The following is a 6759-nucleotide window of genomic DNA, read 5'->3' as shown; positions in this document are numbered from 1 at the left end:
AATACAGACAGCAGCTTCAACAAGTTGCCTAGGCTTTTTTCAAAATGTCCTTTACGAAGGGTACACTTTATTTTTTGACGGCATCTTTTTTATTGCGGCAAGGAGTCGACCATCTTTTGAAGCTTCTCGATGTTTAATTGTACAACGATAACGAAACTATTTAATAGAATGTGGGCAACGATAGAAGTTAGCAAACGCTTTGTTTTGTAATATAGAAATGCGAATATTAAACCACAAATTGTATATAGTATGATATGGGTAAAATCAAAATGTATGGCAGCAAATACTACTGCACTAACTATCGTTGATACCCAGAAGCCCTGTACTTGAATAAGGGAACCAAAAATTACACGGCGGAATACTAGCTCCTCTAGAATCGGCCCGATAATCGCGATAACGAGGATCATAATAGGTGCTAGCTTTGCCAACTCTGTTAACGAGGCTGTATTTTCAGAGCCGGCCTCTATCCCGATAGCCATTTCGATATATGCCCCAATCGATTGACCTAATAATACTAGGAAGAAACCGATAATGCCCCAGCCGATCGCTTGAAGGGTTGAGGCCTTTTCCCCTTTAAAGATGTTGAAAAATTGCTTATTTCGGTTGACTAGCACAAGACAAATGATTAGTGATAGGATACCAAAAATAGTGGACCACCAGGCAACTAAGATAGAACCTTTTTGCGCTGCTGGAGCGTCAATTAAGCCAACTATAAACTCCCGTAAACCAGGAATGAATAAAATAAACGCAGATAGCTGAAAGACAAAAATATACGTTAATAAAATATAGAACGCGGTTTTTTGTGCTTTAAACCTCGGTGATTGCATCGTGCTCAATGGAATAACTCCCTCTTTCTTTGACTATGATGTATAGGCGCTAGCTTTATTTTAGTTGAAAATGGAAAGAAAACAAAATTTTTTGATGTTCTCGCTTGCAAAAAAAAAAAGAATTTATTAATATTAAAAATGTGTTAGCACTCTTTATTGACGAGTGCTAAAATAAACAAACATATTTTGTAGGAGGTTGTTTCATGTTAAGACCATTAGGTGATCGTATCATTATCGAACTAGTTGAGGTAGAGGAGAAAACGGCATTTGGTATCGTCCTTCCAGACTCAGCAAAAGAAAAACCACAAACAGGTAAAGTCGTTGCTGTGGGAACAGGTCGTGTACTAGATAACGGCACTCGTGTCGAGCTTGACGTGAAAGAAGGCGACGAAATCATCTTCTCAAAATTCGCTGGTACAGAAGTTAAATACGAAGGTACAGAGTATTTAATTATACGCGAAAGCGATGTATTAGCAGTAATCGGTTAATCTTGAATATTTCAATCTAGACAGGTAAGCCCCTATAAATAGTAGGTGCTGCCATGCGTATTATGATTCTATTAAATAAACGTTTTTAAATTCAGGAGGTTAATCACAATGGCAAAAGATATTAAATTCTCAGAAGAAGCTCGTTCATTAATGCTTCAAGGTGTAGATAAATTAGCTAACGCTGTAAAGGTAACTTTAGGACCTAAAGGCCGTAACGTAGTGTTAGAGAAAAAATTCGGTTCTCCATTAATTACAAATGACGGTGTATCCATTGCAAAAGAAATTGAGCTAGAAAACCCGTATGAAAACATGGGGGCAAAATTAGTAGCAGAGGTAGCGTCAAAAACGAATGAAATCGCTGGTGATGGTACTACAACTGCAACAGTTTTAGCTCAAGCAATGATTCGTGAAGGTTTAAAAAACGTTACAGCTGGTGCAAACCCTGTAGGTATTCGTAAAGGGATGGACAAGGCTGTAGCGGCTGCTTTAACTGAGCTGCAAGCTATTTCTCGTCCAGTAGAAAATAAAGAGTCAATTGCACAAGTAGCGGCAATCTCTTCAGCTGACGAAGAAATCGGTGGTTACATTGCAGATGCAATGGAGCGCGTTGGTAACGACGGTGTTATTACAATCGAAGAGTCTAAAGGCTTCACAACAGAGCTAGACGTAGTAGAAGGTATGCAATTCGACCGCGGTTATGCATCTCACTATATGGTAACTGATACAGATAAAATGGAAGCTGTACTTGATAACCCATATATTTTAATTACAGATAAAAAAATTACAAACATCCAAGAAGTACTTCCTGTCCTAGAGCAAGTTGTACAACAAGGTCGTCCACTACTGATGATTGCGGAAGATGTAGAAGGTGAAGCACTAGCAACACTAGTAGTAAACAAGCTACGTGGTACATTCCATGCAGTAGCAGTAAAAGCACCTGGCTTCGGTGATCGTCGTAAGGCAATGCTTGAAGACATCGCGATTTTAACAGGTGGTCAAGTGATCACACAAGATCTAGGCTTAGACTTAAAAACAGCTGACTTAACTTCACTAGGTCGCGCGGCAAAGGTTGTTGTATCTAAAGATAACACAACAATCGTTGAAGGTGCTGGTGACGTAGTAGCAATCGAATCTCGCGTAGGTCAAATTCGTGCACAGCTTGCAGAAACGACATCTGAATTCGATAAAGAAAAATTACAAGAGCGCCTAGCAAAATTAGCTGGTGGAGTAGCAGTCATCAAAGTTGGTGCTGCAACAGAAACAGAGTTAAAAGAGCGTAAACTTCGTATCGAGGATGCATTAAACTCTACACGCGCGGCAGTAGAAGAAGGTATCGTATCAGGTGGTGGTACTGCCCTTCTAAACGTATACGGTGCAGTAGAAAAAGTACTTGAAACAGTAGAAGGCGACGTAGCAACAGGTGTGAAAATCATCCTACGTGCTCTTGAAGAACCAGTACGTCAAATTTCTGACAACGCAGGTCTTGAAGGTTCAATCATCGTTGACCGTCTAAAACGCGAGGAAGTAGGAACTGGCTTCAACGCAGCAACAGGCGAGTGGGTAAACATGATGGAAGCAGGTATCGTAGACCCAGCAAAAGTTACTCGCTCAGCACTTCAAAACGCAGCTTCTGTAGCAGCTCTATTCTTAACAACTGAAGCAGTAGTAGCAGACATTCCAGAACCAGCTGGTGCAGGTATGGGTATGCCTGATATGGGTGGAATGGGCGGAATGCCAGGGATGATGTAATTAGAGCCCCAAACCCTTTGAGGCTCTACCACTTACACATAAGCTCTGTCTTAAATTTAACATTTGCTTAACTGAGCCCACTCATAAGTTCACTGAACTTGTGAGTGGGCTCTTTTTTAGTTTTGTTACATGTTGATATACTAAGTTTTTATTCAGCGTTTATGAAGGTATTTCAGGACTCAATGGTGAATCTAATTTTGGTATAAAATTTAATATACTTCTCATATAGTAACAGAGGTGAGCAGCAGGTTTTATTAATCAAAAGGATGGTGTATTTGACGAATCAAATTAATTGGTTATTAGTGATGCAATTAGGAATGGGTCTATTTTGGATTGTGACATACATACTCATTATATTTCGTGGATTTCGAGATAAGGCATATGGGATGCCGATGGTTGCGATTTGTGCCAATATTTCATGGGAATTCATTTTTGCATTCATTTACCCAATAAATGATTTACAACAGAAAATCACGATGATTTGGTTTGCCCTGGATATTGTCATACTGAGGCAATATTTAATTTACGGTCCAAGGGAATTTAAAAAATACCTATCAAGGACGCTTTTTTATTCATCCTTTTTCATAACACTAGGCATTAGCTTTCTTATGATGTTGACAATCATACATGAAATTAATGATTTCGAAGGGAAGTATATTGCTTTTTCTCAAAATTTAATGATGTCGGGCTTATTTATCTCATTATTATTTTGGCGAGGGAGTTTGAAGGGGCAATCGTCAGCTATCGGCATTTTTAAAATGCTGGGCACTTTATGTGCTTCGATTGCTTCTTATTTCTATTTCAAAACAAACCTGATTACAATTATTAGTGTGGCTATTTTAATATATGATTTGATGTATATTGGTTTAATTTATAAGGTAAATAGAAAAAGTCACTCTTACATTAGTTAAGAGTGATTTTTTAGTTATGATAAGAAAGTGAAACAGTCATGTAGAGAAAAAGATATTGATAGAATACATATACCAGAAGAGGTGAGGCTAAAAGATAGATGATATATGTTTGGAAAGCAATAAAGGGAACACCCTCGAAAATATTTGAGAAATCCTTGTAGTAAACACCAAAAGCAAATGCCAATGAAAAAGAGAAAATAAAAGGCGAAGCTATAACGGACATTGCATGACTGATCATTAGTTTACTCAAATGATAACCTCCTTCGAACAGACAAAAGCTAAGCTGTAATACTTGGGAAGAAAAAGGATAAAATATAACAAACGCCCACGATTAAAAGAAAATAACCAATAATACGGTTTACTTTAAGGGCAGTGTCACTAGGTTCGGCATCTCGAAATTGCCATCCTATAGAAAAAAACCAAACAAGACCAGGGAGTAAAATATTTAATAAACCAAATAAAACAAGTATACTTCCAACAAATAATGGCATAAAGTAACCTCTTTTTTAATAAATTATCTATTCTATATCTACTTTTTTTAAAAGTACATTACTGCAATAAATACTTTTTTATGTCTATAAGTTAAGAAAATAAATGAATCAACAAAAAACTATAACTATCTCATCACCGTGGTATTCCAAAAGATTACTTGTCATTAAGCTGACTAAATCGTTAATTTCATTCGCCAATAATTTAAATTTCATGATTAATCCTCCACGTACATTAAAGGATCTAGCTGTCGATCCCATCATTTTTTCGGTTTCTAGAAAAGTCGATAATACTGTAAGTTCCTGTAATTAAAAGGGCGATTACCATAGGATAAAAAATTAAGATAGCTTGATGCAAATATTCTGCTAGTGTATATTCTCCCCATTCAAGCCATATACGCCAACCCATTCCTAAATAACCTAATAGTAAAGTAATAATAAAAACGAGCCATGCCCGTTTCGTATAAAGGCCAACAAAAATATTAGCGCAAATAAAATACATCAGTAATGCAAGAAGTAATTGAGACCATGTAAAACCTTTTAACCCTGGAATAACAAACGTAAAAGTAATACCTGTATGGAATAAAAGAATAACTAAAATAAAGATGAAAAAGCCCATTCGTGAGCGTTGTACCTTTTGATAAAAAAGTTCATTAAACACCTTTATCAGCCTTTCTCCCATGGAAGGGTTTTATAAACAGTAAGTAAATGCTTTTTCTCCTTGTTAAAAATATATACTGATTAGTAATGTTTTTCCATCATTTGATATAATTTAAATTCTGCTTTTTTTTATGAATACTATTGGTCTGACCAACTACCGACAGTCTCGCGCACCGTCATGAAATGAATGAAAGTGTTCGACGATATCTCTAAAAAATTGCATGTTCCGTAAATGCAGTTCATAAAGTTAAGTAATGTTTTTATTAATTGCTTTATGAGGGGAGGTAAGGGGATGCATATACATGTTGTGCAGCAGGGTGATTCATTATGGAAAATTTCACAGGCTTACGGGGTAACGGTTGATCAAATTGTAGATGCTAATAAACTTCCTAATCCAAATCAGTTAGTCATAGGGCAGGCGTTAGTAATCCCGATTGTTGGTCGATTTTATTGGGTAAAGCCTGGGGATAGCCTGTGGTCTATTGCGCAACGTTTTGGAATAAATTATGTGACACTCTCTCAAATCAATGGTTTAGATCCGAATCAAACGTTATGGGTTGGACTGCGCCTTTATATACCTTCACCACCAAAAATGAATGCGGAAATAATGGCGTATATTGAGCCGCGGGGAGATACCGTCAGTGATTTGTTATTGGAGCAAGCCCGAGAAGCGAGCCCATATTTAACCTACCTAGCATTATTTAGTTATCAGGCAAAGCGGGATGGTACGCTTACGGCTCCACCAGTTGCAGGACTTCCAGAAATCGCAAAGCAGCACGGTGCAACGATGTCGATGGTCATTACGAACCTAGAGGAAGGGGCGTTCAGTGGGGAATTAGGAAGAGATATTCTTCAAAGTACAGCCGTACAGGATATTTTATTTGATAATATTGTAAAAGAAGCGCGTAAGGTTGGAGGCATTACTGATATTCATTTTGATTTTGAGGCTTTGCCAGGCGATCAGCGTGTAGCTTATGGTAATTTTTTACGAAGAGCGGTACAAAAATTCCATCCAGAAGGGTATTTAGTGTCGGCAGCACTTGCACCGAAAACAAGAGCGGATCAGCCAGGAGTGTGGTTTGAGGCGCATGATTATCGGTTAATTGGCTCAATTGTAGACTTTGTTGTAATTATGACATATGAATGGGGCTATTCTGCTGGTCCCCCTTTGGCTGTATCACCAATTGGAGAAGTAGAGAAGGTGCTACGTTATGCCTTGACTGAAATACCAGCAAATAAAATTATGATGGGGCAAAACCTATATGGATATGATTGGACCCTTCCATATGTACCTGGAGGACCTTATGCTAAGGCACTGAGCCCACAACGAGCGCTAGAGCTAGCGAGACGTTATAATGTAATGATTCAGTTTGACCCCGTTGCTAGTGCTCCATTTTTCAACTATGTGGATGAGTCTGGGAAGCAGCATGTCGTGTGGTTCGAGGATGCAAGGTCGATTGGAGCGAAATTTAACTTAGTGAAGCGCCTAGGACTACGTGGTGTTGCCTATTGGAAGCTCGGTCTGCCATTTCCACAGAACTGGTTGCTCATTGGTTCGAATTTTAATGTGAAGAAATTATAAGAAACAGTATGTAAGAAAATCCTGCTAGATACATGTAGCCTGATTCAGATTGTA

Annotated in this window: 8 protein-coding genes; 4 read left to right on the top strand and 4 right to left on the bottom strand. The window is 38.1% G+C overall.

Going from position 1 to position 6759, the window contains the following annotated elements; translation table 11 throughout:
• Positions 1–89: 89 nt before the first annotated feature.
• Positions 90–827 (bottom strand): CPBP family intramembrane glutamic endopeptidase, encoded by a 738-nt coding sequence (locus tag V4T18_RS13910; protein ID WP_332650298.1) that lies wholly within the window; start codon positions 825–827, stop codon positions 90–92.
• A 203-nt stretch (positions 828–1030) separates the two neighbouring features.
• Here V4T18_RS13910 and groES point away from each other — a divergent pair, with 203 nt between their 5' ends.
• From groES to V4T18_RS13895, 3 genes are all read left to right on the top strand, one after another.
• Positions 1031–1315 (top strand): co-chaperone GroES, encoded by a 285-nt coding sequence (groES, locus tag V4T18_RS13905; protein WP_332650297.1) that lies wholly within the window; start codon positions 1031–1033, stop codon positions 1313–1315.
• Positions 1316–1423: 108 nt separating this feature from the next.
• Entirely contained in the window at positions 1424–3064 is a 1641-nt protein-coding gene (groL, locus tag V4T18_RS13900; protein ID WP_332650295.1) for a chaperonin GroEL, read from the top strand.
• A gap of 275 nt (positions 3065–3339) precedes the next feature.
• Entirely contained in the window at positions 3340–3975 is a 636-nt protein-coding gene (locus V4T18_RS13895) for a transmembrane-type terpene cyclase (protein ID WP_332650294.1), read from the top strand.
• A 10-nt stretch (positions 3976–3985) separates the two neighbouring features.
• Here the strand turns inward: V4T18_RS13895 and V4T18_RS13890 are convergent, their stop codons facing one another.
• The 3 genes from V4T18_RS13890 to V4T18_RS13880 form a co-directional block, all read right to left on the bottom strand.
• Positions 3986–4225, bottom strand: a complete 240-nt coding sequence (locus tag V4T18_RS13890) for a hypothetical protein (protein WP_332650293.1) — start codon at positions 4223–4225, stop codon at positions 3986–3988.
• Positions 4226–4253: 28 nt separating this feature from the next.
• Complete coding sequence (locus tag V4T18_RS13885; RefSeq protein WP_332650292.1) at positions 4254–4466, bottom strand: DUF6199 family natural product biosynthesis protein; 213 nt, start codon at positions 4464–4466, stop codon at positions 4254–4256.
• A gap of 241 nt (positions 4467–4707) precedes the next feature.
• Positions 4708–5145, bottom strand: coding sequence for an ABC transporter permease (locus V4T18_RS13880; protein WP_332650290.1), 438 nt, complete (start codon positions 5143–5145; stop codon positions 4708–4710).
• A gap of 270 nt (positions 5146–5415) precedes the next feature.
• Here V4T18_RS13880 and V4T18_RS13875 point away from each other — a divergent pair, with 270 nt between their 5' ends.
• On the top strand, positions 5416–6705 hold the full coding sequence (locus V4T18_RS13875) for a glycoside hydrolase family 18 protein (RefSeq protein ID WP_332650288.1): 1290 nt from the start codon (positions 5416–5418) through the stop codon (positions 6703–6705).
• Positions 6706–6759 lie beyond the last annotated feature (54 nt).

Source organism: Lysinibacillus sp. 54212 (assembly GCF_036662795.1).
Lineage (GTDB): Bacteria > Bacillota > Bacilli > Bacillales_A > Planococcaceae > Lysinibacillus_B.
This window is presented reverse-complemented; position numbering and strand designations above follow the sequence as displayed.

What these genes read in the sequence shown, in the direction of transcription:
- V4T18_RS13885 (WP_332650292.1), bottom strand. Translation starts at nt 4,466, where the DNA reads ATGCCATTATTTGTTGGAAGTATACTTGTTTTATTTGGTTTATTAAAT.
- V4T18_RS13880 (WP_332650290.1), bottom strand. Translation starts at nt 5,145, where the DNA reads ATGGGAGAAAGGCTGATAAAGGTGTTTAATGAACTTTTTTATCAAAAG.
- V4T18_RS13875 (WP_332650288.1), top strand. Translation starts at nt 5,416, where the DNA reads ATGCATATACATGTTGTGCAGCAGGGTGATTCATTATGGAAAATTTCA.
- groES (WP_332650297.1), top strand. Translation starts at nt 1,031, where the DNA reads ATGTTAAGACCATTAGGTGATCGTATCATTATCGAACTAGTTGAGGTA.
- groL (WP_332650295.1), top strand. Translation starts at nt 1,424, where the DNA reads ATGGCAAAAGATATTAAATTCTCAGAAGAAGCTCGTTCATTAATGCTT.
- V4T18_RS13910 (WP_332650298.1), bottom strand. Translation starts at nt 827, where the DNA reads ATGCAATCACCGAGGTTTAAAGCACAAAAAACCGCGTTCTATATTTTA.